24 protein-coding genes are annotated in these 26,074 nt (G+C 66.9%); 9 read left to right on the top strand and 15 right to left on the bottom strand.

All coding sequences use genetic code 11. The features are described from left to right. Window positions 1-2 precede the first annotated feature (2 nt). The 7 genes from inhA to ASG64_RS17095 all read right to left on the bottom strand — a co-directional run bounded on the left by inhA (window position 3) and on the right by ASG64_RS17095 (window position 7,486). The gene (gene inhA, locus ASG64_RS17125; protein WP_042574574.1) at window positions 3-827 is read right to left on the bottom strand and encodes an NADH-dependent enoyl-ACP reductase InhA; all 825 of its coding nucleotides are present in this window, start codon (window positions 825-827) and stop codon (window positions 3-5) included. A 62-nt stretch (window positions 828-889) separates the two neighbouring features. Further along, entirely contained in the window at window positions 890-1,648 is a 759-nt protein-coding gene (gene fabG1 / locus ASG64_RS17120) for a 3-oxoacyl-ACP reductase FabG1 (RefSeq protein WP_056074782.1), read from the bottom strand. Between the two features lie 100 nt (window positions 1,649-1,748). Beyond that, complete coding sequence (locus ASG64_RS17115) at window positions 1,749-2,744, bottom strand: VWA domain-containing protein (protein ID WP_042574576.1); 996 nt, start codon at window positions 2,742-2,744, stop codon at window positions 1,749-1,751. Continuing rightward, the gene (locus tag ASG64_RS17110) at window positions 2,741-3,721 is read right to left on the bottom strand and encodes a DUF58 domain-containing protein (RefSeq protein ID WP_056074780.1); all 981 of its coding nucleotides are present in this window, start codon (window positions 3,719-3,721) and stop codon (window positions 2,741-2,743) included. Before ASG64_RS17110 ends, ASG64_RS17115 begins: the two co-directional genes overlap by 4 nt. A gap of 2 nt (window positions 3,722-3,723) precedes the next feature. Continuing rightward, window positions 3,724-4,935: an AAA family ATPase gene (locus ASG64_RS17105; protein WP_156388450.1), complete on the bottom strand. Its 1,212-nt coding sequence runs from the start codon at window positions 4,933-4,935 to the stop codon at window positions 3,724-3,726. A 97-nt stretch (window positions 4,936-5,032) separates the two neighbouring features. Next, complete coding sequence (locus tag ASG64_RS17100; protein WP_056074777.1) at window positions 5,033-6,592, bottom strand: NlpC/P60 family protein; 1,560 nt, start codon at window positions 6,590-6,592, stop codon at window positions 5,033-5,035. Window positions 6,593-6,907: 315 nt separating this feature from the next. Continuing rightward, complete coding sequence (locus tag ASG64_RS17095; protein WP_156388449.1) at window positions 6,908-7,486, bottom strand: Rv1476 family membrane protein; 579 nt, start codon at window positions 7,484-7,486, stop codon at window positions 6,908-6,910. Between the two features lie 350 nt (window positions 7,487-7,836). On the opposite strand from ASG64_RS17095, the gene ASG64_RS17090 reads away from it, so the two are divergent. Continuing rightward, window positions 7,837-10,641 (top strand): aconitate hydratase, encoded by a 2,805-nt coding sequence (locus tag ASG64_RS17090; protein ID WP_056074775.1) that lies wholly within the window; start codon window positions 7,837-7,839, stop codon window positions 10,639-10,641. A gap of 136 nt (window positions 10,642-10,777) precedes the next feature. Further along, window positions 10,778-11,347 (top strand): TetR/AcrR family transcriptional regulator, encoded by a 570-nt coding sequence (locus tag ASG64_RS17085; RefSeq protein WP_042574581.1) that lies wholly within the window; start codon window positions 10,778-10,780, stop codon window positions 11,345-11,347. 6 nt (window positions 11,348-11,353) lie between these two features. Here the strand turns inward: ASG64_RS17085 and ASG64_RS17080 are convergent, their stop codons facing one another. After that, a complete protein-coding gene (locus tag ASG64_RS17080; RefSeq protein WP_042574582.1) occupies window positions 11,354-12,985 on the bottom strand; it encodes an ABC-F family ATP-binding cassette domain-containing protein in 1,632 nt (543 codons plus the stop codon). A gap of 122 nt (window positions 12,986-13,107) precedes the next feature. Here ASG64_RS17080 and ASG64_RS17075 point away from each other — a divergent pair, with 122 nt between their 5' ends. The 7 genes from ASG64_RS17075 to ASG64_RS17045 all read left to right on the top strand — a co-directional run bounded on the left by ASG64_RS17075 (window position 13,108) and on the right by ASG64_RS17045 (window position 19,636). Next, entirely contained in the window at window positions 13,108-13,878 is a 771-nt protein-coding gene (locus ASG64_RS17075; protein ID WP_042574583.1) for an SDR family oxidoreductase, read from the top strand. After that, on the top strand, window positions 13,818-15,011 hold the full coding sequence (locus tag ASG64_RS17070) for a lycopene cyclase family protein (protein ID WP_162245405.1): 1,194 nt from the start codon (window positions 13,818-13,820) through the stop codon (window positions 15,009-15,011). The genes ASG64_RS17075 and ASG64_RS17070 overlap by 61 nt, the downstream gene beginning before the upstream one ends. Window positions 15,012-15,054: 43 nt before the next feature. Then, window positions 15,055-16,029: a non-homologous end joining protein Ku gene (gene ku / locus ASG64_RS17065; RefSeq protein ID WP_056074771.1), complete on the top strand. Its 975-nt coding sequence runs from the start codon at window positions 15,055-15,057 to the stop codon at window positions 16,027-16,029. Window positions 16,030-16,201: 172 nt separating this feature from the next. Next, the gene (locus ASG64_RS17060; RefSeq protein ID WP_235579640.1) at window positions 16,202-17,449 is read left to right on the top strand and encodes an SDR family oxidoreductase; all 1,248 of its coding nucleotides are present in this window, start codon (window positions 16,202-16,204) and stop codon (window positions 17,447-17,449) included. After that, on the top strand, window positions 17,446-17,706 hold the full coding sequence (locus ASG64_RS17055; protein ID WP_156388448.1) for a hypothetical protein: 261 nt from the start codon (window positions 17,446-17,448) through the stop codon (window positions 17,704-17,706). The genes ASG64_RS17060 and ASG64_RS17055 overlap by 4 nt, the downstream gene beginning before the upstream one ends. Further along, window positions 17,703-18,455, top strand: a complete 753-nt coding sequence (locus tag ASG64_RS17050) for a phosphatidylserine decarboxylase (protein ID WP_056074767.1) — start codon at window positions 17,703-17,705, stop codon at window positions 18,453-18,455. The genes ASG64_RS17055 and ASG64_RS17050 overlap by 4 nt, the downstream gene beginning before the upstream one ends. Continuing rightward, complete coding sequence (locus ASG64_RS17045; protein ID WP_056074766.1) at window positions 18,452-19,636, top strand: GNAT family N-acetyltransferase; 1,185 nt, start codon at window positions 18,452-18,454, stop codon at window positions 19,634-19,636. Before ASG64_RS17050 ends, ASG64_RS17045 begins: the two co-directional genes overlap by 4 nt. Here the strand turns inward: ASG64_RS17045 and ASG64_RS17040 are convergent. The 7 genes from ASG64_RS17040 to ASG64_RS17010 are packed head-to-tail and all read right to left on the bottom strand — an operon-like array spanning window position 19,626 to window position 26,046. Then, entirely contained in the window at window positions 19,626-19,973 is a 348-nt protein-coding gene (locus ASG64_RS17040) for a metal-sulfur cluster assembly factor (protein ID WP_042574587.1), read from the bottom strand. The two genes, ASG64_RS17045 and ASG64_RS17040, sit on opposite strands and share 11 nt — an antisense overlap. Continuing rightward, window positions 19,970-20,440 carry a Fe-S cluster assembly sulfur transfer protein SufU gene (gene sufU, locus ASG64_RS17035; RefSeq protein WP_042574588.1) on the bottom strand — a complete coding sequence of 157 codons (471 nt, stop codon included), beginning with the start codon at window positions 20,438-20,440 and terminating at the stop codon, window positions 19,970-19,972. Before sufU ends, ASG64_RS17040 begins: the two co-directional genes overlap by 4 nt. Further along, window positions 20,437-21,708, bottom strand: coding sequence for a cysteine desulfurase (locus tag ASG64_RS17030; protein ID WP_056074763.1), 1,272 nt, complete (start codon window positions 21,706-21,708; stop codon window positions 20,437-20,439). The genes sufU and ASG64_RS17030 overlap by 4 nt, the downstream gene beginning before the upstream one ends. Further along, window positions 21,705-22,478 (bottom strand): Fe-S cluster assembly ATPase SufC, encoded by a 774-nt coding sequence (gene sufC, locus ASG64_RS17025; RefSeq protein WP_042574590.1) that lies wholly within the window; start codon window positions 22,476-22,478, stop codon window positions 21,705-21,707. Before sufC ends, ASG64_RS17030 begins: the two co-directional genes overlap by 4 nt. Before the next feature lie 51 nt (window positions 22,479-22,529). Beyond that, window positions 22,530-23,747 (bottom strand): Fe-S cluster assembly protein SufD, encoded by a 1,218-nt coding sequence (sufD, locus tag ASG64_RS17020; RefSeq protein ID WP_056074761.1) that lies wholly within the window; start codon window positions 23,745-23,747, stop codon window positions 22,530-22,532. Continuing rightward, window positions 23,744-25,195 carry a Fe-S cluster assembly protein SufB gene (sufB, locus tag ASG64_RS17015; RefSeq protein ID WP_042574592.1) on the bottom strand — a complete coding sequence of 484 codons (1,452 nt, stop codon included), beginning with the start codon at window positions 25,193-25,195 and terminating at the stop codon, window positions 23,744-23,746. Before sufB ends, sufD begins: the two co-directional genes overlap by 4 nt. Further along, window positions 25,192-26,046, bottom strand: coding sequence for a helix-turn-helix transcriptional regulator (locus tag ASG64_RS17010; protein WP_082518564.1), 855 nt, complete (start codon window positions 26,044-26,046; stop codon window positions 25,192-25,194). Before ASG64_RS17010 ends, sufB begins: the two co-directional genes overlap by 4 nt. Between the last annotated feature and the right edge of the window lie 28 nt (window positions 26,047-26,074).

Raw genomic sequence — 26,074 nt, 5'->3', positions numbered from 1 at the left:
GCTCAGAGGTTCTCGGGAAGCCAGGTGTTGTGGCTGGCGCCGCCGTCGACGTAGACGATCGAGCCGGTGGTGGCCGGCAACCAGTCGGACAGCAGCGCGCAGATCGACTTCGCCACGGCGGTGGGGTCGTTGAAGTCCCAGCCGATGGGCGATGCGCCGTTCCAGTACTCGTTGAGCTGGTTCATCTTGTCGGCGTCACCGGTGGCGGTTCCCGCGATGGCCTTGGCGGCCAGCGTCTTGATCGGTCCGGCAGCGACGAGGTTCGACCGCACCTTCTTCGCTTCACCCACCTCGCGGGCGACGTAGCGATTGACCGATTCGAGGGCCGCCTTCGCGACACCCATCCAGTTGTAGAACGGCATCGCCGTGCGCGGATCGAAGTCCATACCGACGATGGAGCCGCCTTCGTTCATGACGGGCAGCACGGCGCGTGCCAGCGACGCGTAGCTCCACGCGGAGATCTGGAAGGCCGCGGCGGCGTCCGGGCCCGGTCCCTCGAGGAACGGCTTCGATCCCGGCCCCATCAGGGTGCGCGGCGCGAACGCGATGGAGTGCAGCACTCCGTCGATTCCCTCGGGTGCGACCTCGGTGATGCGATCGGCGAGAGCGGCGAGATGCTCCTCGTTGGTGGCGTCGAGTTCGATGGCCGGCGGGACCGGCTGCGGCAGACGCTGAGCGATGCGGTCGATCAGACGCAGACGGTCGAAGCCGGTGATGATGACCTTCGCGCCCTGTTCCTGCGCCATCTTGGCGGCGTGGAACGCGATGGACGCGTCCGTGATGATGCCGGTGACCAGAATGGTCTTTCCTTCGAGCAGTCCGCCCATGATCGATGTGACCTTTCGGTGAGTGAGAGTGGAATCGGGTGACGGTGAGTCGGCAGAACGGGTCAGTGACCCATGCCCATGCCGCCGTCGACCGGGATGATGGCGCCGGAGACGTAGCTCGAGTCCGGGGACGCCAGGAAACTGACCACTGCGGCCACGTCCTCGGGCGTTCCGAGACGCTTGAGCGGGATGTACTCGCGCGCCTGATCGCGCAACTTGTCGTCGAGTTCGGCGGTCATGTCCGTCTCGATGAAGCCCGGAGCCACGACGTTCGCGGTGATGGACCGTGAGCCCAGCTCGCGTGTGAGCGACCTGGCCATACCGACGACTCCGGCCTTCGACGAGGCGTAGTTGATCTGACCGGGGCCACCGGCCTGCCCGACGACGGAACCGAGGAAGACGAACCGGCCGAACCGCGCCCGGAGCATGGACCGACTGGCCCGCTTGGCGACGCGGAACGCGCCCGTCAGGTTCGCGTCGATGACCGACGTGAACTGCTCCTCCGTCATGCGCATGAGCAGGGTGTCGTCGGTGATGCCGGCGTTGGCGACGAGGACCTCGACCGGACCCTGATGCTTCTCGACCTCGGTGAACGCGGCGTCGACGGACGCGGAGTCGGTGACGTCGCACTGGACGCCGAACAAGCCCTCCGGCGCACCGGAACTGCGGTGCGTCACAGCGACCTTGTGGCCGTCCGCAGCGAGACGACGCGCGACGGCGAGGCCGATGCCCCGGTTGCCTCCGGTCACGAGCACGGACCTGGAGACGAACGCTCCGGCGGACGCCGCGTCGGGTGTGGAGGACTCGGGAACAGAGGACATTCGAGTGGACCTTCTCTCGGAGCACGGTGGAATCGACGGTGGGCGGGCCGACGTCGTGAACAGGACATCGCTCGGCCCGGCAGTACTCTACCGATCCGGCTCAGGGCACTCGCTGACGTAGGGACAATGCTGTGACAAGTCCCGCCGTGATGAACAGGACTCCGGCGATGAGCCAGGGCCGGCTGGCATCGCCGCGCGTCGTCTCGTACCCGATCTGTTCCTCGAGGGTGTCGTAGACCTCGGTCAGCTCCTCGAGACTCGACGCGGTGAAGAAACTGCCGCCCGACAACTGCGCGATCTCCTCGAGCGACGGATCGTCGACAGGCACGGCGACGCGCTGGGTGTCACCCTGCTCGTCGGTGATGTCGACGGTGCCGTAGCTGGTGCCGAACGAGATCGTCGAGATCGGGATCCCCTTGGTCTCGGCCTCACGCGCCGCGGTGTACCCGCCGCGCTGGTCGTCGGGATTCTCGGGGACGGTCTGCTTGCCGTCGGACAGCAGCACGATCCGGGCGGGCGGTGCCGCGTCGGAACCACCGAGCACGGCGCCCAGGGTCTCGATCGACTGCATCGAGGTGAAGATCGCCTCGCCGGTGGCCGTGCGTTCTGCCAGCTGCAACCGGTCGATGGCCGACTTCGTCGCCTCACGATCGGTCGTCGGTGACACCAACACCGAGGCCGTGCCGGCGAACGCCACGAGACCCAGGTTGATGCCCGGAGTCAGACCGTCGGCGAATTCCTTACCGGCCTGCTGCGCCGCGGCCAGACGCGTCGGCTCGACGTCCGTGGCCTCCATGGACAACGACACGTCGATCACGAGCATGACTGTGGCCCTGTTCCGCGGCACACGCTGATCGGCCGTCGGGCCCGCGAGGGCGACGGTCAGGAACAGCAGACCCGCGAGAATCAAGGCGGTCGGAACGTGGCGGACGATGCCCGGGCGACGGGGAGCCACCTTCTCGAGCAGCTCCATGTTGGTGAAGCGCATCGTGTTGCGCTGGCGTCGGCGCTGCGCCAGCACGTAGGCGGCGACGAGGCCGGCGACGACCGCGAGGAAGAGCAGCCACCAGGGCGACGAGAAATCCTGCAGGCTCACCGCGTACTCGCTCCCAGACTGGCGCCGTGGCGACGGCGTGAGACGAAACGGACGACGTCGGCGATCCAGTCACCGTCGGTCCGCAGCGTCAGACGGGGTGCGCTGCACCCACGAAGGATCTTCTCGACATCGCTCCGATGCGCCGCGGCGGCGCGGGCGAAGTCGGCGCGCAGTTGCGGAGTGGTACTGAACTCGCGCGTGCGCCCGGTCTCAGGATCGTGCAGAACCACGTCACCGACGTCGGGCAACTCCAGGTCGCGGGGATCGAGTACCTCGACCGCCAACACGTCGTGGCGAGCCGCGAGAGCACGGAGAGGACGTTCCCACTCGGTGGTGCCGAGGAAATCGCTGATCACCACGACCATTCCCCGTCGACGCTCCGGTCGACGCAACGCGTCGATCGCGCCGGCGAAGTCGCCGCGAACCCCGTCGGAGGCGTGCGGGGTCGTCGCGACGGTGCGGAGCATCGACTGGATGTGGGCACGGCCCCCGCGAGCCGGAACACGCGTGATGTCGGCACCGTTGGCGATGACGGCGCCGATGCGATTACCGCCGCCACTGGTCAGGTGCGCGATTGCGGAGGCCGCAGCGACCGCCAGATCCCGCTTCTCGCACCCGGCCGTCCCGAAGTCCAGCGACGCCGACAGGTCGACGGCCATCCACGTCTCGAGCTCGCGATCGGCAACACTCTGCCGCACGTGCGGGTGTGTCGTCCGGGCGGTGACCGACCAGTCCATCTGCCGGACGTCGTCGCCCGGCTGGTACTCACGTGCGTCCCCCGGTTCCGATCCCGGTCCCGGGATCAGGCCGAGGTGGTCACCGTGGAGCACGCCGTCCAGCCGACGGCGCACCGTCAGTTCAAGGGTGCGCAACGCGACGGACAGTCGCGGATCCTCGAGAGTGCCGGACGCGAACGACGGGGGCGCACCACGCTGAGCGCGCGGCGGCGTGCCGGAACCGGCGCCTGGAGACGCCACGCTCACCTCGTGGGATCGGAAGCAGGAGCCTGTTTCTGCATCCACGGTGCCGGACCACCCTGCTGGGGCGGCTGGGGATTCTGTTGCTGCGGTCCTTGCTGCTGGGGACCTTGCTGCTGCGGTCCCTGCTGCTGCGGTCCTTGCTGCTGGGGCGGGAACTGTTGCGGCGCAGCACCGTTGTTCGGATTCTGCTGGGGAGCTTGCGGCTGCTGGACCGGCTGTGCACCCACCTGCGGCAGTCCGACCGTCTGCAGGATGCGGGTGATGACCTGTTCCGGGGTGACCTCGTCGGCCAGCGCGTCGTACGACAGGACGAGCCGGTGGCGGAGAACGTCCGGCACGACGTCGAGAACGTCCTGAGGCACCACGTAGTCGCGGCCGCGCACGAAGGCGAGGGCGCGGGAAGCGCTGATGATTCCCAGCGTGGCGCGCGGTGACGCGCCGTACGCGATCCACCCGGCCACGTCTTCGAGACCGATGTCGCGGGGCGTACGGGTGGCGGCGATGACGCGGACCACGTAGTCGACGAGTGCATGGTGGACGAAGACCGAGGCGGCCACGTTCTGCAGGCGCACCAACTCGACGGGGTCGAGGATCTGTTTCGGCGTGGGCGCCGCGACACCCATGCGGTACACGATCTCGCGCTCTTCCTCGACCGACGGGTAGTCCACGACGATCTTGAACAGGAAGCGGTCACGCTGTGCTTCGGGAAGGGGATACACACCCTCGTTCTCGATGGGGTTCTGCGTCGCCATGACGAGGAACGGGTCGGGCATCGGGTACGTGTGGCCACCGATGGACACCTGCCGCTCCGCCATGACCTCGAGAAGCGCGGACTGCACCTTGGCCGGCGCGCGGTTGATCTCGTCCGCCAGAACGAAGTTGGCCACGACGGGACCGAGTTCGGTGTCGAACTCTTCCTTGCCCTGCCGGTAGATACGCGTACCGATGAGGTCGGTAGGGACGAGGTCGGGAGTGAACTGGACGCGCGAGAACGACCCGCCGACGACCGTCGCGAAGGTCTCGACCGCCAGTGTCTTCGCCACGCCGGGTACACCTTCGAGCAGAACGTGTCCTCGTGCGAGAAGCCCCACGAGAATGCGTTCCACGAGCCGGTCCTGCCCGACTATCACGCGCTTGACCTCGTAGACGGCCTTCTCGAGTGTCTGCACATCCCGAGAGATATCGGTCGTGTCGGTCTCTCGTGACGTCACCTGTGGAACCACCGCTTTCTGCCCGGAACGTTTCCTGCCGGGTTCCACTATGGCAGGTGACGAGGACACACGACGTTCTACCTGCTCGGACGGGGTGTCACTCGACCATGCGTACGGCGTACGGCGTCATGCCGTCGAACCGCACGGGTGAGACCTTGACCACGGAACCCGACTGCGGAGCTTCGAGCATCTTGCCGTCCCCGAGGAACAGGGCGACGTGTTGGGATGCGCCGGGGCCGTAGAAGATCATGTCCCCGCGTCGCATCTGGGACGACGGCACCTGCTTACCGGCCGTGTACTGGTAGCCGGTGTAGTGCGGCAACGAGATGCCGAGTCCACCGAAGGCGTACATCATCAGGCCGGAGCAGTCGAAACCCACCTTGTTGTAGTCGCCGTAGCTGTCGGCGACACCGCCGTCGCGGATCCCCTTGGTCGGGCCGTTCTCGTTGCCGCCGCCCCAGGAGTAGGGCGTTCCCAGCACCGACATGCCTCGGTCGATGACCAGTTCGATGGCAGCCGACCCCGTCAGCGACGGATCCTTGCCGCTGCTGCCGCGGCCCCCACCCGAACTCGTAGCACCCGACGAACTCGTTCCCGACGACGTACTTCCCGACGAACTGGTGCTGCCCGACGAACTGGTGCTGCCCGACGAGGTCGTTCCGGTGGAGGTCGTTCCCGACGAGGTCGTGCTGCCGGCCAGATCGGTGTGGTCTCGTTCGCCCGTCACCAGTGCTGCGGCGCGATCCGCGGAAGCCTGGTCGGCCGCGACCCGAGCGGCTGCTGCGACGGCTGCCTGCTGGGCGGCTTCGGCCGCTGCTGCCGCAGCTGCTTCCTCCGCCTGACGCTGCTGGTCCCACTGCGAGTAGGCATCGCGCTGACCCTCGAGGCCGGCGGCCGCGTTCCTGGCCTGGTCGAGTTCGGCAGCGGCGCTGTCACGCTGCGACTCGACGGCCGCCTTCTGTGCGGCCTGTTCCTGCTGAGCCGTCACGGCGGCGGCGATGGCGTCTTCCGCCTCGGACTTCTTGGCATCGGCTTCGGCGGAGGCGCGGTCGGCTTCGAGCTTGCTCGCGCGGGCCGTGGAGTCGCGGTTTGCTTCCTCGGTGCGCGCACGCTGCAGGCCGTCAAGCGTCGCGTTCTGCTTCGAGGACAGCATGCGGAGGATCTGCGCACGGTCGAGCACGTCCTGGGGACCCTGCGCGTCGAGAAGCGACGAGAACCCGGCGGATCCGGTGCCCTTCACGTAGTCCGTGACGGCGAAGGCGTCGAACTTGGTCTGCGCGTCGGAAATCATCCGGCCCGCGTCGCGAAGTGCCTGCTGCGCGATGCCGACGGCGGCGGCCGCCGCGTCTGCGACGGTTCGCGCGTTCTGCAGATCGACGAGCGCCTTGTTGACGTCTTCCCTCTTGATGGCGACCTGCGCGTCGATCGCGGCGAGTTGCTGGTTGGCCGACGCGACCTGGTCGATGAGTTGGCCGACGCGCCCCAGTTGATCTCCGACACGGGCGCCGGCGGCGGCGATGTCGGAATCGGACGGGTTGGGCGGCGGCGGAGGGACCGCGGACGCGAGTGTGGGCGTCAGAAGACCGGTACCGGACAGCATCAGAGCCGTCGCGACGACTACTCCCCCGACAGTGCGACGAACTGCACGCGACCGCATCGATGAGCGTCGGTCGTATCGCTTCAACTGTGTCTCCCTCACGTCCGCAGAGCGGAATCACCCACGTGCATACGTGGGGAGGCATGGCGCAGCGCGACGCGATCCCGAACAACGGCCGTGCGTGGCCGACCCCGGGAGCAATGATCAGCCCCTCTGCGACACTTCTTCCCCAAGCAGTGCCTTGCGAACCGTACGACACTTCGAACGCTTACGGAACTCCAGTCACAAATGACACAGTTGGGATTCGGCATACGACATCCGCCCTGATCAGGACGTTGTACGAAAAAGATTCGTTCGGACTTTTTTCAGGAATGGTCACAGATCGTCGGCGGGAATGGCCCCGCCGTCGGTGACCTGTCCTCGAGCGCGCCGGTCTGCTGTCACCCGGGCGGCGTCATGACGACGGGCGTTCGCCCACCAGGTACCGGACAGAACCGCCGCGACGACCAGGACGAGAGCAACGGTCAGGGCGGTCCACGGCGTACCGGGCTCGAGGACGACGTCCAGGAAATTGTTCGCGGACGCCACCGGGTCCCCCGTGTAGGCCTGATCCTGCCCGGCCTCGAGTGTGACCCGGTCGATCGAATCGCTGAACGTTCCCACCTGGCCCGGCCCGAGGACGAGAACGGTGCCGCCGTCCGTCGCGCCGACAGACGTCGCGAGGTCGCGGAGCTGGGAGTCGAGGGGTGCGGGCTCGTCCACCACGACGATGGACAGGTCGATACCGTGCTCGCTCGCCCGAGCGACGACGCCCTCGAGACCGGCGATGTCCTTTCCGGGAGCGGCGACACCGTCGTCGGCGACATCCGCCAGCGTCGACGACAGGTCGACGAATGTCGGCACCTCCGCGGGCGCCGGCATGGACAGGATGTGGTCGCTGGGTGAGGGTGACATCGTCCGTCCGGGATCGAGCATCTTCTGTCGATGCGTGACTCGTACTTGCGAGCGAAACCCTACGGTACGAATCCCGCGGCCCCTCGGAGGCGCACTCGGTTCCGCGGGGCGGTGATTGCGCGTGCCGGGACTGTAGAGAACGATGACGTCGTACGCGGTGAGAAAGACATCGGCGATCTGCCCGCCATTCTCACAGGACAAGCGTACTGTTAGAATCGAACACAGAGACAGCGGCGGACTCGACGCCGCCGGGTGCACCCTCACCCGGCCCACCGGCGACGCCCGCCTGCTCTCGTAAGGCCGTCGACACAGCCCCGTCGACGGCAGCCCTGAAGACGAGTGGAGCTGACGTGACCTCAAGTATCGATTCGTTCGGCGCGAAGGGAACGCTGGAGGTCGGAGAGAACTCGTACGAGATCTTCCGACTGAACGCTGTTCCCGGCACCGAGAAGTTGCCCTATGCCCTCAAGGTGCTCGCAGAGAACTTGCTGCGCACCGAGGACGGCGCCAATATCACCAAGGACCACATCGACGCGATCGCTGCGTGGGATCCGTCCGCCGAGCCCAGCATCGAGATCCAGTTCACGCCGGCGCGCGTGATCATGCAGGACTTCACCGGAGTCCCCTGCATCGTGGACCTCGCCACCATGCGTGAAGCCGTCACCGCCCTCGGTGGCGACCCGGAGAAGGTCAACCCTCTCGCTCCCGCCGAGATGGTCATCGACCACTCCGTCATCATCGACGTGTTCGGCCGCGCCGACGCGTTCGAGCGCAACGTCGACATCGAGTACCAGCGCAACGGCGAGCGCTACCAGTTCCTGCGCTGGGGCCAGGGCGCGTTCGACGACTTCAAGGTCGTCCCCCCGGGCACCGGCATCGTGCACCAGGTCAACATCGAGCACCTCGCGCGCACCGTCATGGTGCGCAACGGCCAGGCCTACCCCGACACCTGCGTCGGCACCGACTCGCACACCACCATGGTCAACGGCCTCGGCGTGCTGGGCTGGGGCGTCGGCGGCATCGAGGCCGAGGCGGCCATGCTCGGCCAGCCCGTCTCCATGCTCATCCCGCGTGTCGTCGGCTTCAAGCTCAACGGCGAGATCAAGCCGGGCGTCACCGCGACCGACGTGGTGCTCACCGTCACCGACATGCTGCGCAAGCACGGCGTCGTCGGCAAGTTCGTCGAGTTCTACGGCAAGGGCGTGGCCGAGGTCCCCCTGGCCAACCGCGCGACGCTGGGCAACATGAGCCCCGAATTCGGCTCCACCGCCGCGATCTTCCCGATCGACTCCGAGACCGTGGACTACCTGCGCCTCACCGGACGTACCGACGAGCAGCTCGCTCTCGTCGAGGCGTACGCCAAGGAGCAGGGCATGTGGCACGACCCCGAGAACGAGGCGACGTACTCCGAGTACCTCGAGCTCGACCTCGGCGACGTCGTTCCGTCCATCGCCGGACCGAAGCGTCCTCAGGACCGGATCCTGTTGTCGGAGTCCAAGATCGCGTTCCGCAAGGACATCCACAACTACGTGGGTGGCGAGGACGTCGACGCGACTCCGTCCAAGCTGGACGAGGCACTGGACGAGACGTTCCCGGGCTCGGATCCGGCCACGCTGTCCTTCGCCGACGACGATGCGGCTCCGCTGCACTCCGCCGCCGGTAACGCCGAGGGTCGCCCGACCAACCCGGTGCGCGTCGACTCGGACGAGCAGGGCTCCTTCGTGCTCGATCACGGCGCCGTCGCCATCGCGTCGATCACCTCGTGCACCAACACCTCCAACCCGTCGGTCATGCTCGGCGCTGCCCTGCTGGCCAAGAAGGCCGTCGACAAGGGCCTGACCAGCAAGCCGTGGGTCAAGACCTCCATGGCGCCGGGTTCGCAGGTCGTCACCGACTACTACGACAAGGCCGGCATGTGGCCGTACCTGGAGAAGCTCGGCTTCTTCCTCGTCGGATACGGCTGCGCCACGTGTATCGGTAACTCCGGTCCGCTCGATCCCAAGATCTCCGAAGCCATCCAGGACAACGACCTCACGGTCACCGCCGTCCTGTCCGGTAACCGCAACTTCGAGGGTCGCATCTCCCCCGACGTGAAGATGAACTACCTCGCGTCCCCGCCGCTCGTCATCGCCTACGCGTTGGCCGGCACGATGGACTTCGACTTCGAGCACGACGCTCTGGGTCAGGACAACGAGGGCAACGACGTCTTCCTGAAGGACATCTGGCCGTCCCCCAAGGAGATTCAGGACACGATCGACTCGTCCATCTCCAAGGAGATGTACACCAAGGGCTACGCCGACGTCTTCAAGGGCGACGAGCGCTGGCGCGGACTGCCCACCCCGGACGGCAAGACGTTCGAGTGGGATCCGCAGTCGACCTACGTGCGGAAGCCCCCGTACTTCGACGGCATGCCCAAGGATCCGGAGGCTGTCACCGACATCTCCGGTGCACGCGTTCTGGCGTACCTCGGAGACTCGGTCACCACCGACCACATCTCCCCCGCCGGCAACATCAAGGCAGGCACGCCGGCCGCGCAGTACCTCGACGAGCACGGTGTCGAGCGCAAGGACTACAACTCCTTCGGCTCGCGTCGCGGCAACCACGAGGTCATGATCCGCGGAACGTTCGCGAACATCCGACTGCGCAACCAGCTCCTCGACGACGTCTCGGGTGGCTACACCCGCGACTTCACACAGGACGGTGGCCCGCAGGCCTTCATCTACGACGCGTCGCAGAACTACCAGAACGCCGGCATCCCGCTGGTCGTCCTGGGCGGCAAGGAGTACGGCTCCGGCTCCTCGCGTGACTGGGCTGCCAAGGGCACCCGCCTGCTCGGCGTCAAGGCCGTCATCACCGAGTCGTTCGAGCGCATCCACCGCTCCAACCTCATCGGCATGGGCGTCGTCCCGCTGCAGTTCCCCGCCGGTGAGTCCGCGGCGTCGCTGAAGCTCGACGGCACCGAGACCTTCGACATCTCGGGCATCACCGAGCTGAACGAGGGCCGCACGCCCAAGACGATGCACGTCACCGCGACGAAGGAAGACGGCTCGGCCGTCGAGTTCGACGCCGTCGTCCGCATCGACACCCCCGGCGAGGCGGAGTACTACCGCAACGGCGGCATCCTGCAGTACGTGCTGCGCAACATGATCGGCTGATCACCTCCGTGAACAGCACCCCGTGAGGGGAGCAGAACGCGCACGACCGCGCCGCGATACCGCGTGTATCGCCGGTTCGGCCGTGCGCGTTCTGCGATCGGCACTATGTCCCCCCAGCACACGACAGGAGCACCGAGTGCCGAAGGTCAGCGACGACCATCTGGCCGCACGCCGGAGTCAGATCCTCGACGGTTCCCGGCGCTGCTTCGCCGAGTTCGGGTACGAGGGCGCCACCGTGCGTCGGCTCGAGGAGGCCACCTCGCTGTCGCGGGGCGCGATCTTCCACCATTTCAAGGACAAGGACGGGCTGTTCCTCGCCCTCGCGCGCGAGGATGCCCGGCGCATGGCGGACGTCGCCGCCGAGCAGGGCCTGGTGCAGGTCATGCGCGACATGCTCGCGGCGCCGGAAGAGTTCGACTGGCTCGGCACACGCCTGGAGATCGCGCGTCGCCTCAAGACGGACGCGGAATTCCGTGCCGGGTGGTCCGAGCGGTCCGTCGAGCTGCAGGACGCGGTGCTCTCACGGCTCGAACGTCAGAAGTCGGCAGGTCGCCTGCGGGACGACGTCCCGACCGACGTGCTGCTGGGGTATCTCGACCTCGTCATGGACGGACTGGTCACCCGCATCGCCTCGGGCCAGAACACGGAGAACCTCTCGGCGGTGCTGGATCTGGTCGAGGAGTCGGTCCGCCGCGACCGTTCGTGAGCCGGGTCAGGCGAGCTGAATGAGCTCCAGGTAGTCCTCGGACCAGTGGTCCTCGTTGCCGTCGGGCAGCAGGATCACGCGTTCGGGTGACAAGGCCTCGGCCGCACCCGGATCGTGCGTCACCAGGACGACGGCGCCCTTGTAGCTGCGCAGCGCCTCGAGAACCTGTTCGCGCGAGATCGGGTCGAGGTTGTTGGTGGGCTCGTCGAGGAGCAGGACATTGGCAGCGGACGACACCAGACCTGCGAGCGCGAGGCGCGTCTTCTCACCACCGGACAGTGTTCCTGCCGGCTGCTCGAGCTGAGGCCCGGTGAACATGAACGCGCCGAGCAGCGATCGCAACTCCTGCTCGGGAGTGTCCGGCGCTGCGTGACGCACGTTCTCCCACACCGATGCCATGTCGTCCAGAGTGTCGTGTTCCTGCGCGAAATAACCGATGCGCAGGCCGTGCCCGGGTTCGATCTGTCCCGAATCACTCTTCTCGGTGCCGGCGAGAATGCGGAGCAGCGTGGTCTTACCCGCACCGTTGAGTCCGAGGACGACCACGCGTGACCCACGGTCGATCGCGAGATCGACGCCCGCGAAGATCTCCAAGGAGCCGTACATCTTGGTCAGGTTGGTGGCCATCAGCGGTGTCTTGCCGCACGCAGCGGGCTCCGGGAATCGGATGTGCGCCACCCGATCGGACACACGCTCCTCGTCCAGGTTCGCCATCAGCTTGTCGGCGCGCTTCGCCATGTTCTGTGCCGCAACAGCTTTCGTCGCCTTGGCGCCCATCTTGGCAGCCTGCACGCGCAGGGCACCGGCCTTCTTCTCGGCGTTGGCGCGTTCACGACGGCGACGCTGCTCGTCCGTGGAGCGCGCGTCGAGGTACTTCTTCCACCCCATGTTGTAGACGTCGGGCTCACCGCGCACGGCGTCGAGGAACCACACACGATTGACGACGTCGGCCAGCAGCTCGACGTCGTGGCTGATCACGATCAAGCCGCCTTCGTGGTTCTGCAGGAACCCGCGCAGCCAGGTGATGGAGTCGGCGTCGAGGTGGTTGGTGGGCTCGTCGAGCAGCAGTGTGGTGCCGGAGCGGCCACCACTGCCGTCGGACGCGGCGAAGAGGATGCGGGCCAGTTCGACGCGACGACGCTGGCCGCCGGACAACGTGCGCAGCTGCTGACCGAGGATCCGATCGGGCAGTCCGAGGCTGTTGCAGATGCGCGCGGCCTCGCTCTCCGCCACGTATCCGCCCAGCGAGGCGAAACGCTCCTCGAGCTCTCCGTACTTCCGTACGGCCTTGTCCAGTCGTTCCTCGTCGGCCACCTCGGCCATCAGCGCCTGCTGCTTCTCCATGTCGTCGAGCAGAGTGTCCAGACCACGCGCGGACAGCACGCGGTTCTTGGCCAGCAGATCGAGGTTGCCCTCCTTCGGATCCTGGGGCAGATATCCGAGCTCACCGGACCGCGTCACCGAGCCTGCGTAGGGCTCGCCTTCACCTGCCAGGATGCGCAGGGTGGTGGTCTTGCCGGCGCCGTTGCGCCCGACCAGACCGATGCGGTCACCGGCCTGCACGCGTAACGCGGGGCCGGGAGCGGACAGAAGAGTACGCACGCCGGCACGAACCTCCAGGTCGGTGGCGGTGATCACGGTGCTTGACTCCTCAGACTTCGACGTTGCCACGTGGGACGACAACCGCGGCAAACCTTCATTTTAACGCCTCCCCGGCCGGTCGCGGGCCACCAGGAAGTGACTCCGCTAACGTTCGAGCCATGGACAAGGAACAGGATCTGCAGGGCCGCGTCGCACTGGTCACCGGCGCGAGTCGCGGTATCGGCAAGGCCGTGGCGGCGAATCTGCTCGCGCGGGGCGCATCGGTCACCATCACCGCGCGCAAGAAGGAGCCGCTCGACGCCGCGGCCGAGGAACTGCGCGCCGAGGTACCCGGTGCGCGCATTCTGACCATCGCGGGCAACGCCGGAGACGACGATTCACGACGCGAGACCGTCGACCGGACCGTCGCCGAACTCGGGTCGCTCGACATCCTGATCAACAACACCGGCATCAACCCGGTCTACGGGTCCCTCATGGACGCCGACCTCGACGGCGTCAGGAAGATCTTCGAGGTGAACGTCGTCGCGTCACTCGCCTACATCCAGCAGGCGCACCGAGCGTGGATGGGCGAACACGGCGGCGCCGTCGTCAACCTCGCCAGCGTCGCGGGCATCCGGTCGACCGGTGTCATCGCGGCATACGGTGCGTCGAAGGCGGCACTTATCCGCCTCACGGAGGAGCTCGCCTGGCAGCTCGGACCGTCGATCCGGGTCAACGCGGTGGCTCCCGGCGTCGTCAAGACCAAGTTCGCCGAGGCGCTCGTCGCCGGGGGCGAGGAGGCCGCGGCCGCGGGCTACCCCATGAAGCGGCTCGGAACTCCCGAGGATGTCGCCGAACTCGTCGGCTTCCTGGTGTCCGACGCATCGTCGTGGATCACCGGAGAGACGGTGCGCGTCGACGGCGGACTGTTGGCGACGGGGTCCCTCTGACCGACGTCCTGGTCCTCGGGGCCGGCCCGTCCGGCCGTGCTGCGGCTCATCGCTGCGCGCGAGCGGGGGCGTCGGTGACCCTGATGGATCCCCATCCCGATCGGCGGTGGATCAACACCTACGGGACGTGGGCGGACGAGGTGCCCGGCTGGGTACCCGCGTCCGTCCGCGCGAGCACAGTCGACTCCCCCGTCGTGATCGGTGAGCGACGTCACGTGGTGGGTCGTAGCTACACGGTCCTGGACACCTCGCGGCTCCAGGATTGCCTGACCCTCGACGGGGTGACGGTCGTCGCGGCGCACGCGGCGGCCGTCGACTCGCGATCGGTGACCACCGCCGACGGGACCGTCGTGACGGCCGGAACAGTCGTCGACGCCCGCGGTTCGGCCGTCGGACCGGGGATACCCGAACAGACCGCCTACGGGATCGTCGTCGATGCCGACGTCGCGGCCCGGACCATGGACGATGCGCCCACGTTGGTCATGGACTGGCGTCAGGACAACGGTTCGGTGGTCGGTGCGACCCCGTCCTTCCTCTATGCGGTCCCGCTCGGCGACGGCTCGGTACTGCTCGAGGAAACCTGTCTGGTCGGCCGACCGGGCCTGCCGTTCAGCGAGCTGTCGCGTCGACTCACGGTTCGTCTGGAGGGCCGCGGGCTGTCCCCCACGGGCGACGAACCGGTCGAACGGGTCCGCTTCGCGATGCGTCCGCCGGCAACCACCGTCGCGGGGGTGCTGACCACGGGCACGCGGAGCCCCGCTCTTCACACGGCCACCGGATACAGCGTGGCGGCGTCGCTCCGGCGCGCCGACGCCATCACCGGCGCAGTCCTGACCGGAGGCCGCGTCGACACGGTTCGGTCCCGCACCGTGAATCGGCTGAGGTCCATCGGCGCCGATGCGCTGTTGGATCTTGCCCCGGGCGCGATCGCGACGTTCTTCGACACGTTCTTCGACATGAGCGACGCGTCGCAACGCGCCTACCTGTCGTCCGACGACGACGTGACCGGTATGTCGCGCGCCATGCTGACGGTGTTCTCGCGCATCGACCACGCGGACAGACGAGTCATCCTGGGGGCGGTCCGGCGCACCGTGATGTCCGCTGTTCCCGGCGCGGCATCGGAATCCGGGTGACGGGTGCTGGAAATGTGACCGCGCGTGGCCCAAGATTGGACACATGCGATCGATCTGGAAAGGCGCCATCGCCTTCGGCCTGGTGAACGTGCCGGTCAAGGTGTACACCGCCACCGAGGACCACGACATCAAATTCCACCAGGTCCACGGCAAGGACGGCGGGCGCATCAAGTACGACCGCAAGTGCTCGGTCTGCGGCGAGTCGGTCCAGTTCGCGGACATCGACAAGGCCTACGAGTCGCCGGACGGTGACCGGGTCGTCCTGACCGATCAGGACTTCTCCACGCTCCCCGCAGCGGAGAAGCACGAGATTCCGGTACTCGAGTTCGTGCCCACCGAGCAGATCGACCCCATCCTCTTCGACAAGAGCTACTACCTCGAACCGGACTCCACCTCGCCGAAGGCGTACGTCCTGCTGCGGGAAACGCTGGCCGAGACCGATCGCACGGCGCTGGTGCACTTCACTCTCCGTCAGAAGACGCGATTGGCTGCGCTGCGCGTGCACGAGAACGTGCTCATGATCCAGACATTGCTGTGGCCCGACGAGGTCCGCGCGGCCGAGTTCTCGTCCCTGGACGACGTCACCGCTCCCCGGCCCCAGGAGCTGAAGATGGCCGGTGCGCTCGTCGAGAGCATGTCCGGTGACTTCGACCCGTCCGAGTACACCGACGACTACCAGATCGAGCTCCGCAAGGTGCTCGACGAGGCGATCGAGAACGGTGGCGAGAAGGTCATCCACGCCGAACGCGACGACGACGCGGACTCCGGCGAGGACGCCGAGGTGGTCGACCTCGTCGCCGCGCTGCAACGCAGCGTCGAAGCGGCCGGTCGCTCCGGCAAGGGTCGCAGCGACACCTCGGGCGGCGAGTCGTCGAAGGCTCCGGCCGAGAAGGCACCCGCCAAGAAGGCTCCGGCGAAGAAAGCGGCCGCGAAGAAGGCTCCCGCCAAGAAAGCCCCCGCCAAGAAGACCGCGGCGAAGAAGGCCGACTCGCAGGAGCAGCACCGCAAGGGAGCCTGACGACGATTCCGCCCCGACGTGCACGCGAGCACGACCTTCACAAACGCGGCGCCCTGAATCCGTGTGGCTCACAACGCCGAACGCGGTTGGTCTCCCGAACGACGCTCCTACTGTCGTCGTAGAAGAAATCGTGCGTCGTATCGCACATGCACCACTACTCGGGGGAGTCACATTGTTCGACGACTACACGTTCACCACCGTTGCCAACGACGGCCACCTCGTCAGCCCTGTCGTACCGCTGACGGCCGACGCACCGTCGCTGCTGTTCTCCCGGAAGTACGCGGACATCGCCGCGCTCAGCGCCGGCTCCCCCGAGCTTCTCCGGCCGGTCGTCGACCCGGCCACGGTGGAGCTCGTCCAGCAGATGGCCGCCCCCGCTGCGGAGGTCGCCCTCGTCTTCGGCGCGAACGGATTCGTCGGCGCTCACCTCGTCGCCGAACTGTCGACGCGTCCCGAGGTGACACGCGTGTACGCCGGCGTGCGGTCCGCGGGCGACTCCACCGCGGTGGAGCGGTTCTACGAGACGGTCGAGAACTACTCGATCACGGCGATCGACCGCTCGAAGATCGTCGTCCTCGAGGCGGTGCCGACGCGGTCGCGGTTCGGTCTGGACGAGGACACCTACCTCGAACTCCGCGGAACCGTCGACCAGGTGTTCAACTCGGCCAGCTCGACCGACTACGACTCCTCCTACGTCGAGCTGCGCCAGGACTGGTTCGAGAGCCTCCTGCGCGTCGTCCAGTTCACTCTCGAGGACCGTCGCAAGCATCTGACGTACATGGGGTCGATCGGTGCCTTCATCTACACCAGCCCCGAGGACTTCCAGCGACCCGATTCCTGGTGGTACTCCGGCTACTGCCAGATGAAGTGGATCAACGGTGAACTCCTGGGGTGGCTCGCACGCGACGGCGTCGCGTCCGTGACCCTGGCGCAGTCCCCCTACGTCCTGGGCAGCACGACGGTGGGTAAGGACCCGGGTCGCGTGTACAGCTTCTGGCGCGCCATCGAACTCGCGAACGCCGTCGGAGTCATGTGGGACGGACCGGGCATGAACTACGCCCCGGTCGACGTTCTCGCCCGCGTGCTCACCGACAACGCACTCGGCGACGACACGATGCACCACCTGGTGCCGTCGAATCCCGTCGAGTACAGCAATGCGGTGATCGCGAATGCACTCGGACTGAAGCTGGTGCCGTGGACGGAGTTCAAGGCGATCGTCGACAGCAAGATTCCCGTCGAGAAGACCGCATCTCTGTTGGGCTCCGACGTCAACGACCTCATCCGGCGGTCCAACGCCCCGTCGCGTATGCCGGCCGGCTTCGACGGATCGACGTGGGATCACGACGCGCTGTTCGCGCTCTACCTGTCGAAGATCCAGTTCCGTCACGCCGGCACCCGGACGCGGCTGGTCACTGCGTGACGGTGCGCCCCACTCCCCGGCCGGCACGCGCCGGCCGGGTGCCCCCTCAGCCGGTCTTCCTCGAGTCGGGCCTGCGCTACCGCGTACGCGTGTTCGCCGGCGACTTCGTCGAGTTCACCCTGGGCCTTCTCTACTACGTCGCCCTGGGCACACTCGGACTCGCAGCGGTCGCACTCGACAGCGTCCTCCGCACACGGCTGTACGACGCGTTCATCGCGCTCGTCGAACGGATCGATCACGGAAAGAGCCCCTCGTGACATCCCGACTACCCGCAGTGGGGGTCCTCGGATCGGCCGCCGCCGCGCTCCTCGTCGGCGGCTACTCGTATTGGCGGACCGCGGCGTTCCTGCGCGACCCCGACCGCACACCGCCGGCAGACCCGTCGTCGATCGTGTCGGCGGCCGACGGCTACGTCACGTACGTCAAACGGGTCGAGCGCGGCGAACTGCCCATCGCCGTGAAGAAGCGACGCTCCATACGGTTGTCCGAGTACGCGGGCGTCGAGTCCGATGCCAGCGGGTGGCTGATCGGGACGTACATGACGGAGCACTCCGTCCACCGCAACCGCGCCCCCGTCGGAGGGACAGTCGTGCTCCGTGAACATCGCGGCGCCGCCCCGTTCAACAGGTCGATGGCCCGCATGACGGCCAATCTGGTGTTGCACCGCACCCCGTACGACGAGGGGTGCGACTACTTGCTGACCAACGAACGCCTCACCATCGGCATCCGACACGACGCCGGTTCCACGGTCTTCGTCACTCAGATCGCAGACCTGTGGGTCGACCGGATCGTCGCCCACACCGACGTCGACGACCGACTCGAACGCGGCGAGCAGTACGGCCTCATCCGATTCGGCTCCCAGTGCGACGTGTTCCTGCCCGACGACCTCCTCGACGGCGACGACGCGATTCTGGTCCGACCCGGCCAGTACGTGTGGGCCGGGGAGTCGGTGGTGGCCCGCGCTCGCGTCCAGGCACACGAACAGGTACTCGGAGGAGTGTCATGACAACGAAGACCGACACGGCCGTCGGCACGGTCACCGTGACGCCCGTCCGTTCTCGACGGGACTGGGCAGCGTTCTCGAAGGTCCCCTTCGTCGTGTACGCGTCGGATCGCAACTGGATCCCCGGCGACATCGCGGACGTCGGCACGATGTTGCGGAAGCCGTCGGAGAAGACGAGCGGTCGCATGACCAGCCAGGCTTTCCTCGCCTACCGCGGCTCGACACTGGTGGGGCGCATCGCCGCCATCGCCGACCTGGTGTTCATCGCTCACTACGACGAACCCACGGCGTACTTCGGGTACTTCGAATGCCTCGACGATGTCGAGGCGGCGCACGCGCTGCTCGATGCGGCAGCCGAGTGGGCCACTGCGAAGTCGCTGACCACACTGGTGGGACCCATGAGCCCGTCGCTGTTGTGGAGCGCGGGAATACTGGTGCACGGCAACGACATTCCGCCGTTGGTCGGCATGCCGCACAACCCGCCGTACTACGCCGAGCTCGTCGAGAGCTGGGGCATGACGAGCATCAAGGAGTTCCACAGCTTCTATCACGACGATCCGCACAGCTTGGTCCAGACGAAGCCGTTCGAACGCAAGTACGCGATGGGCCAGCGGTGGAAAGCTCGGTCGTCGGTGACCATCCGACCGATGAACGACGCCACCTTCGACGAGGACGTCGAGAAGCTGCGCGTGCTCTACAACTCGGCGTTCAGCTCGTTCTGGGGATTCACCCCGGTCGAACCCGACGAGATCCAGGAGCTGGTCGCGACGATGCGACCGATCCTCGACCGCGAGATCGTGCTCTTTGCCGAGCTCGACGGCACGGTGGTCGGTTTCGTCATGGGCATTCCAGACGTCAACAAGGCTGCGCTCGGGGCGGTGCGCTCACGCTTCGGCGTCCTGCGAGATCTTCACACCATCGCGCGGTGGCGTGGGCCCGGCGGTCGCAAGCACCGCTCGCACGTGCGTCTGGACATGATGTTCGTCGATCCCGAGTGCCCGGACAAGGGCACGTCGGCGTTACTGATCTTCGAACTGTTCCAGCGCATCCACGACCGCGGATACGACTCCATCGAAGCTGCACCGGTACTCGCTGACGGCGGCTGGTTCCGCTCGGTGCGGGCGTCCTACCCGGTGGACCCGAGCAGGACGTACCGCATCTTCAGCAAGACGGTCAGACCGTGAATCCGAGGGCGCGAAGCTGTTCGCGTCCGTCGTCGGTGATCTTGTCCGGACCCCACGGCGGCATCCAGACCCAGTTGATCTTGAGTTCCTCGGCCAACCCGCTCCGCACCAGGGCCGTGCGGCTCTGATCCTCGATCACGTCGGTCAGCGGGCACGCCGCGGACGTGAGCGTCATGTCCAGTGTCACCACTGCCGCGTCGTCGATGGAGATCCCGTAGACGAGACCCAGGTCGACGACGTTGATGCCCAGTTCGGGGTCGACGACGTCACGCATGGCCTCCTCGAGGTCCTCGATGACGGAATCGGGCGCCGCTGCGCTGCTGTCGGTATCGGTCATGATCGTCCTCCACTGTTCGCGTGCTCGTCCTGAGTCTCCACAGTACGAACAACGGCGTCCTTGAATGCCATCCATCCGAGCAGCGCGCATTTCACGCGTGCCGGGTACTTCGCCACGCCCGCGAAGGCGATGCCGTCACCGATGACGTCCTCGTCACCCTCGACGGTTCCACGGCTGCCGACCATCGCCGAGAAGGCATCGACCGTCGTCAACGCGTCCTCGACGGTCAGACCGACGACCTGGTCGGTGAGCACCGACGTCGCGGCCTGGCTGATCGAACATCCCTGCCCGTCGTACGACACGTCCTTGACGACTCCGTCGACCAGGTCGACTCGCAGGGTGACCTCGTCACCGCAGGTGGGATTGACGTGATGCACCTCGGCGCCGAACGGCTCACGCAGACCGCGGCCGTGCGGATGCTTGTAGTGATCCAGGATCACTTCCTGGTACATCTGTTCCATTCTCATGCGGCACCACCGGTGACACCGAAGAACGACTGCGCGGTACGGATCGCGGCGCCGAGAACTCGCACCTCGTCGACGGTGTTGTACACCGCGAACGACGCACGTGCGGTGGCGGCGACTCCGAAGCGACGATGCAGCGGCCAGGCGCAGTGATGTCCCACGCGGATGGCGACACCCTCGTCGTCGAGGATCTGCCCGAGATCGTGAGCGTGGATGCCGTCGACGACGAACGAGACGGCCCCACCGCGATCGCGGGTGTCCGTCGGGCCGATGATGCGCACCCCGTCGATACTGCCGAGTTCGGCGAGTGCCGCCTCGGTGAGGGTGTGCTCGTGGGCGGCGACCGCATCCATGCCCAGGGCGTTCAGGTAATCCACGGCAGCACCGAGACCGACGACCTGCGACGTCATGGGTACCCCGGCCTCGAAGCGCTGAGGAGGAGCGGCGTACGTGGTCTGCTCCATCGTCACGGTCTCGATCATCGAGCCACCGGTGATGAACGGAGGCATCGCGGCGAGCAGGGCGGCCTTGCCGTACAGGACACCGACACCGGACGGACCGAGCATCTTGTGGCCGGAGAACGCCGCGAAGTCCACGTCCAGCGCCGCGACGTCGACCGGCATGTGCGGCACCGACTGGCACGCGTCGAGCACGACGAGGGCGCCGACGGCGCGGGCGCGCCGGACGATCTCTTCCACAGGTGCCACGGCGCCGGTCACGTTGGACTGGTGCGTGAACGAGACCACGCGGGTCCGCTCGGTCAACTCGAGCGAATCGAGGTCGATGCGGCCTTCGTCGGTGACTCCGTACCACCGCAGCGTCGCACCGGTACGACGCGAGAGTTCCTGCCACGGAACGAGATTCGCGTGATGTTCGAGCTCGGTGATCACGATCTCGTCGCCCGGACGCAGCGATCGGTCGAACCGATCGTCGCCCAGGACGTACGTCACCAGGTTCAGCGATTCGGTGGCGTTCTTCGTGAACACGATCTCGTCCGGCTGCGCTCCGACGAACGCGGCGATCGCCGCGCGAGCACCTTCGTACGCGTCGGTGGCTTCCTCGGCGAGTTGGTGCGCACCTCGGTGAACCGCGGCGTTGCACGTGGTCAGGAAGTGGCGCTCCGCGTCGAGTACCTGAACGGGGCGCTGCGAGGTCGCGCCGGAATCCAGGTACACGAGAGGCTTCCCGTCCCGGACCGTGCGGCCCAGGATGGGAAAGTCCTCACGCAGCCGCGCGACGTCGAGCGTCCCGACTGTCGCGGCGGCCGTCATGCGCCCGCGGTGGTCTTCGTGAAGCGCTCGTACCCGTTGGTCTCGAGCTCGTCGGCCAGTTCCGCGCCGCCGGACTCGACGATGCGGCCGGCCGAGAACACGTGGACGTGATCGGGCGTGATGTAGCGCAGGATGCGGGTGTAGTGCGTGATCAGCAGGATGCCGCCGTTCTCGCGCTCCTTGTACCGGTTGACGCCCTCCGACACGACGCGCAGCGCGTCGACGTCGAGGCCCGAGTCGGTCTCGTCGAGGATGGCGATCTTCGGCTTGAGCAGACCGAGCTGCAGGATCTCGTGACGCTTCTTCTCACCACCGGAGAAGCCTTCGTTGACACTGCGCTCGGCGAACTTCGGGTCGATCTCGAGCTCGGTCATCGCCTCTTTGGCTTCCTTGACCCAGTGGCGCAACTTCGGGGCCTCGCCGCGGACGGCGGTGGCGGCGGTACGCAGGAAGTTCGACATCGAGACGCCGGGCACCTCGACCGGGTACTGCATGGCCAGGAACAGGCCGGCGCGAGCGCGCTCGTCGACGGACATGTCGAGAACGCTCTCCCCGTCGAGCATGATGCTGCCCGAGGTGACGCGGTACTTGGGGTGGCCTGCGATCGCGTAGGACAGCGTGGACTTGCCGGAGCCGTTGGGGCCCATGATCGCGTGCGTCTCACCGGACGAGACCGTGAGGTTCACACCCTTCAGGATCTCGATCGGCTGCGAAGCGTCGTCGGTGTTCGCGACGTCGACGTGCAGATCGCGGATTTCGAGAGTGGACATGAAGTTCCTTGCCTGTCGGAAATGGTGACGAGAGTGTGGTGGGTCGAGCGATCAGACGCCGGTGATGGCGAGTTCTGCTTCGACCGCGTCGGACAAGCGTGTCCGGATCGAATCGACGGGGATCTTGGCGATGATGTCGTGGAAGAACCCACGCACCACGAGCTTGCGCGCCTGATCCTCGGGGATACCGCGCGACCGCAGGTAGAAGAGCTGCTCGTCGTCGAACCGTCCGGTGGCACTCGCGTGCCCGGCGCCGGCGATCTCCCCTGTCTCGATCTCGAGGTTCGGCACGGAATCCGCGCGCGCACCGTCGGTCAGGATCAGGTTGCGGTTGAGCTCGAAGGTGTCCGTGCCCTCCGCCTTGGCGCCGATGACGACGTCGCCGATCCACACAGTGCGCGTATCGGGCTTCTTCGACGCGGGGTCACCCTGCAGCGCGCCCTTGTAGACGACGTTCGACTTGCAGTTGGGCGCCGTGTGGTTGACCAGCAACCGCTGCTCGAGGTGCTGACCGTCGTCGGCGAAGTACAGGCCGAGCAGTTCGGCGTCGCCGCCCGGACCGGTGAAGTTGACGGTCGGGGTGAGCCGCACCAGGTCTCCACCGAGACTGACCGAGAAGTACCGCAGGACACTGTCGCGTCCGACCGAGGCGTGATGCGACGCCACGTGCACGGCGTCGTCGTCCCACTCCTGCAGCGCCACGACCGTGAGCTGTGCGCTGTCGGCCACGAGGAACTCGACGTTCTCGGCGTAGGTGCCGCCGCCGCGCTGCTCGAGCACGACGGTGGCGCGAGCGAACGCCTCGACCCGGATCTGGAGGTGTCCGTAGGCGACCGAGTCGGCGCCGGGGCCGTCGACCGTGATGGTGAGAGGCTCGGAGAGCTCGGCCTCACCGGCGACGGTGACGATGGTGGCGGACTCGAACGACGAGTAGGCCTGCGCCGCGACACGGTCGGCGGGCACGCCGGCCTTGCCGAGACGCTGGTCCTCACGACCGACGGTCTCGACGCGCACCGACTCCGGAGCGTCGGACACCGTCACACGGGCGGTGCCGGTCGCTGTCGCCGACCCGTCGTGCAGACCGCGGAGTCGACGCAGCGGCGTGAAGCGCCAGATCTCGTCGCGACCGGACGGGATCTCGAACGCCTCGACGTCGTACGACGAGAACTGCGCGCCCTTGTTCGCGACGATCTCACGCTTGTTCTCGCCGACGACGGCGCCGATCACGCCGGCAGAGCCGGTGGTGACATCACTGTGGGGCGAGGTCATCCGACCGATCCCTCCATCTGCAGTTCGATCAGGCGGTTGAGTTCGAGGGCGTACTCCATGGGGAGCTCCTTCGCGATGGGCTCGACGAAGCCGCGGACAACCATGGCCATCGCCTCGTCCTCGGTGAGCCCGCGGCTCATCAGGTAGAAGAGCTGGTCGTCGCTGACCTTGGACACGGTGGCCTCGTGACCCATCGTCACGTCGTCCTCGCGGATGTCGACGTACGGGTAGGTGTCGCTGCGGCTGATCTGGTCGACCAGCAGGGCGTCACACTTGACGGTGGAGCGAGACCCGTGCGCGCCCTTGTTGATCTGGATCAGACCACGGTAGGACGTGCGGCCGCCGCCGCGTGCCACGGACTTGCTGACGATGTTCGAGGACGTGTTCGGCGCGAGGTGCAGCATCTTGGACCCGGTGTCCTGGTGCTGACCCTCACCGGCGAACGCCACGGAGAGAACCTCGCCCTTGGCGTGCTCACCGGTCATCCAGACCGCGGGGTACTTCATGGTGACCTTGGAGCCGATGTTGCCGTCGATCCACTCCATGGTGGCGCCGGCCTCTGCCTTGGCGCGCTTGGTCACCAGGTTGTAGACGTTGTTCGACCAGTTCTGGATGGTGGTGTAGCGGCACCGACCACCCTTCTTGACGATGATCTCCACGACGGCGGAGTGCAGCGAGTCGGACTTGTAGATCGGCGCGGTGCATCCCTCGACGTAGTGCACGTAGGCACCCTCGTCGACGATGATGAGCGTCCGCTCGAACTGGCCCATGTTCTCGGTGTTGATGCGGAAGTACGCCTGCAGCGGGATGTCGACGTGGACGCCCGGGGGCACGTAGATGAAGGATCCACCGGACCACACGGCGGTGTTCAGCGCCGAGAACTTGTTGTCTCCGGCCGGGATGACCGAGCCGAAGTACTCCTTGAAGATCTCCGGGTGCTCACGCAGGCCCGTGTCGGTGTCCATGAAGATGACACCTTGCTCCTCGAGGTCCTCGCGGATCGAGTGGTAGACGACCTCGGACTCGTACTGTGCCGCGACACCGGACACGAGGCGTTGCTTCTCCGCCTCCGGGATGCCGAGACGGTCGTACGTGTTCTTGATGTCCGCCGGCAGGTCGTCCCAGGTCGCGGCCTGCTTCTCGCTGGAGCGCACGAAGTACTTGATGTTGTCGAAGTCGATGCCGTCGAGGTTCGAACCCCAGTTGGGCATGGGCTTGCGGTCGAAGGTCTTGAGGGCCTTCAGACGCGTCTCGAGCATCCACTCGGACTCGCTCTTCTTCTGCGAGATGTCACGCACGACGGCCTCGGAGAGGCCTCGCTTCGCGCTCGCGCCGGCGACGTCGGAGTCCGACCAGCCGTATCCGTAGGTACCCAGCGAGGCGATGGTCTCGTCCTGCGTGAGTGTCGCGGGCACCGTGGGGGTCACCTGGTCTGGTGTGACGGTCATGCGGGCTCCTTCCGGAGGCGATCGAGCGTGAGACTGACTGTGGGGTCGGTGGCGGCGTCGTCGTGTGCGACTTCGCCTGGTGCAACACCGACGTCGTCGTCGGTATTGCCGGAATCGGGGGTCGACAGTGTGCGAAGGGGCACATGTGTCGTGCACGCGCAATCGCCGTTGGCGATGGTCGCGAGGCGCTGGACGTGCGTTCCGAGGAGGTCGGCGAAGGCTTCCCTCTCCGCGGTGCACAGTTCCGGGAACTCTGCGGCGACGTGCGACACCGGGCAATGGTGCTGGCAGATCTGGACGCCGTTCCCGACCGGCCTGGTGGAGGCGGCGAATCCGGAGTCCGTCAGCGCCTCGGCGATGGCATCGGCCGTGCGTGACACCGATTCGTGCGACGAGGTGTCCGCGGGCTCGACGTCGGCGACGATGGACTGGATGCGACGACGCGCGAAGGTGCGGACCGCATCGTCGCCGCCGATCTCCCGGAGGTGACGCATGGCCGCGCCGGCCAGGTCGTCGTACGAGTGCCCCAACCGTGATCGTCCTCGGGCGGTGAGCGAGAACATCTTGGCCGGACGGCCACGCGTGCGGGAGCCGGGCCGCGGCGTCATGGTGACGCGCGCGTCGCCCGCGTCGATGAGAGCATCGAGGTGCCTGCGCACTCCGGCCGCGCTGATCCCGAGCCGGGAACCGACGTCGGTCGCGCTGATCGGCCCCTCCTCCAGGAGAAGGGTGATGACCGACGAGCGCGTGCGCCCCTCGGCGGCGACCGCAGATCCGGCTGCGGAGGTGACCGACGGGACGTCGTCGCGGGCGCCTGCGCGCTCGCTGGAACGTTCGGTAGTCGTTTTCACAACACCAGTGTGACCGAATTACCGGACA

The organism is Rhodococcus sp. Leaf247 (genome assembly GCF_001426185.1).
In the GTDB taxonomy this organism is placed as follows: Bacteria; Actinomycetota; Actinomycetes; order Mycobacteriales; family Mycobacteriaceae; genus Rhodococcoides.
This window is presented reverse-complemented; position numbering and strand designations above follow the sequence as displayed.

What these genes read in the sequence shown, in the direction of transcription:
- inhA (WP_042574574.1), bottom strand. Translation starts at nt 827, where the DNA reads ATGGGCGGACTGCTCGAAGGAAAGACCATTCTGGTCACCGGCATCATC.
- fabG1 (WP_056074782.1), bottom strand. Translation starts at nt 1,648, where the DNA reads ATGTCCTCTGTTCCCGAGTCCTCCACACCCGACGCGGCGTCCGCCGGA.
- ASG64_RS17100 (WP_056074777.1), bottom strand. Translation starts at nt 6,592, where the DNA reads ATGCGGTCGCGTGCAGTTCGTCGCACTGTCGGGGGAGTAGTCGTCGCG.
- ASG64_RS17095 (WP_156388449.1), bottom strand. Translation starts at nt 7,486, where the DNA reads ATGTCACCCTCACCCAGCGACCACATCCTGTCCATGCCGGCGCCCGCG.
- ASG64_RS17075 (WP_042574583.1), top strand. Translation starts at nt 13,108, where the DNA reads ATGGACAAGGAACAGGATCTGCAGGGCCGCGTCGCACTGGTCACCGGC.
- ku (WP_056074771.1), top strand. Translation starts at nt 15,055, where the DNA reads ATGCGATCGATCTGGAAAGGCGCCATCGCCTTCGGCCTGGTGAACGTG.
- ASG64_RS17045 (WP_056074766.1), top strand. Translation starts at nt 18,452, where the DNA reads ATGACAACGAAGACCGACACGGCCGTCGGCACGGTCACCGTGACGCCC.
- ASG64_RS17040 (WP_042574587.1), bottom strand. Translation starts at nt 19,973, where the DNA reads ATGACCGATACCGACAGCAGCGCAGCGGCGCCCGATTCCGTCATCGAG.
- sufU (WP_042574588.1), bottom strand. Translation starts at nt 20,440, where the DNA reads ATGAGAATGGAACAGATGTACCAGGAAGTGATCCTGGATCACTACAAG.
- ASG64_RS17030 (WP_056074763.1), bottom strand. Translation starts at nt 21,708, where the DNA reads ATGACGGCCGCCGCGACAGTCGGGACGCTCGACGTCGCGCGGCTGCGT.
- sufC (WP_042574590.1), bottom strand. Translation starts at nt 22,478, where the DNA reads ATGTCCACTCTCGAAATCCGCGATCTGCACGTCGACGTCGCGAACACC.
- sufD (WP_056074761.1), bottom strand. Translation starts at nt 23,747, where the DNA reads ATGACCTCGCCCCACAGTGATGTCACCACCGGCTCTGCCGGCGTGATC.
- sufB (WP_042574592.1), bottom strand. Translation starts at nt 25,195, where the DNA reads ATGACCGTCACACCAGACCAGGTGACCCCCACGGTGCCCGCGACACTC.